The 1,530-nt window shown below is 71.3% G+C and carries 2 protein-coding genes; both read left to right on the plus strand.

Annotated features, from left to right (window positions below):
- On the plus strand, positions 1-1,233 hold a 1,233-nt coding region (locus FV223_RS27300; protein WP_187276272.1), incomplete at its 5' end, for an FUSC family protein.
- A gap of 25 nt (positions 1,234-1,258) precedes the next feature.
- Entirely contained in the window at positions 1,259-1,453 is a 195-nt protein-coding gene (locus tag FV223_RS27305) for a DUF1656 domain-containing protein (RefSeq protein WP_147729829.1), read from the plus strand.
- Positions 1,454-1,530: the final 77 nt, after the last annotated feature.

The following is a 1,530-nucleotide window of genomic DNA, read 5'->3' on the forward strand; positions in this document are numbered from 1 at the left end:
TCCCTGCGCCATCCGAGCTCGGCGGTCGAGGAGGCGATCGGGCTGTGCCGCGAGGTCGCGTCCGGCGGGGTCGGCGAACCGGATGCCGGCCGCCTCGACCGGATCGATGCACGCCTGCGCGACCTCGTCGACGCGGCGGTCCGCGATGGGCGCCGGCCGCTGGACGAGCTGGTGGCGCTCCAGCGCTGCCTCGACTTCGTCAACGCCGCGACTTTCGCCGACGACGGCCTGCGCGCCCTCGCCGACGGCCACGTGCCGCTGCGCGACGTCAAGCTTCCGACCCACCGCGACTTCCCCGTGGCCCTGCGCGCCGCGTTGCGGGTGGCGATCGGCTTCGGGCTCACAGCCGCCTTCATGGTCCTCTCGGGCCTGCCGCAGACCTCGTTCGCGCTGGTCCAGGTCGCTTCGACCTGCGCGCTGTCCTCGACCGCGCCCGATCCGAAGAAGTTCGCCGTCGGCGTCCTCATCGGCATGCCGCTGGCCTCGCTGTTCGCCGGCATCGTGCTGTTCGGCTTCCTCAACGGGAACCAGGGTTTCCCGCTGCTCGCGATCGCGATGATCGTGCCGGTGTTCGTCGCCTGCTTCCTGTCGCTGAACCCGTCCACCTTCGGCATCGGCTTCATCGCGCTGGTGTTCACGCCCGTGCTGATCGCGCCCGAGAACCCGCAGAGCTACGACCCGCAGACCTTCCTGATGAACGCGGTGCTGGTGATGGCCTCCGCGGTCATCCTGTTCCTCGCCGTCCGGCTGGTGCTGCCGATCTCGGCCTCGCAGCATCGCGCCTTTGCCCTCGATTCCGCCAAGCGCGCCCTGGCGGAAGCGCTGGCGGGCGAAGGCGGCGACGCGACCACGCGGACCAGCCTGAACGCCGACCGCTTGTTCCAGTTCGCCGGATACACCTCCGGCAGCCGCGCCGTGCGGCACATGGCGATGGTGCACGCCTTCGCCCTGTCGCAGCTCGAATCCGCGGCGGCGCGTGCGCACGCTCAGATGCGGCTGCTGACCGGCACCGAGGCGATGCGTGCCCCCGCCGCGAAGGGCCGCGAGGCTTTGGCGCGCGGCGATGCCTGGCGCCTGCAGGACGCGGCCCGCGACCTCCTCCGCGCCGCGGCCGATCACGAGCGCGGCACGCGCATGACGGTCGCGCGCGCGGCGACCGACCTGGTGGCCGCCGCACGCGTTATCGAGCGTCATCGGCGCTTCCTCGTGCGCCTCGACATGCCCGGTTTTTGAAACGAAGGGGTCCCGGAAGGCGACGATGCGTCACGAACTGCAAATCGGCGGGATCCTGGTCTCGCCCTTCGTCGCCTATGCGCTCGGCGCCTTCGCGATCCTGATCGCGCTACGCTTCGTCTTCGCGCGCATCCGCTTCAGCCGCTACGTCGCCAACCCGCCGCTCGCAGAGGCCGGGATCTACGTCTGCGTGCTCGCCCTCCTGATCGTGTTGCTGTGATGGCCGACGAGGACGACCCCAAGGCCTCGACGGCCGATCGCGCGGACGCGACGCGCGCCGACCCGCCGGCGCTCGCC

The organism is Methylobacterium sp. WL116 (genome assembly GCF_008039455.1).
In the GTDB taxonomy this organism is placed as follows: Bacteria; Pseudomonadota; Alphaproteobacteria; order Rhizobiales; family Beijerinckiaceae; genus Methylobacterium.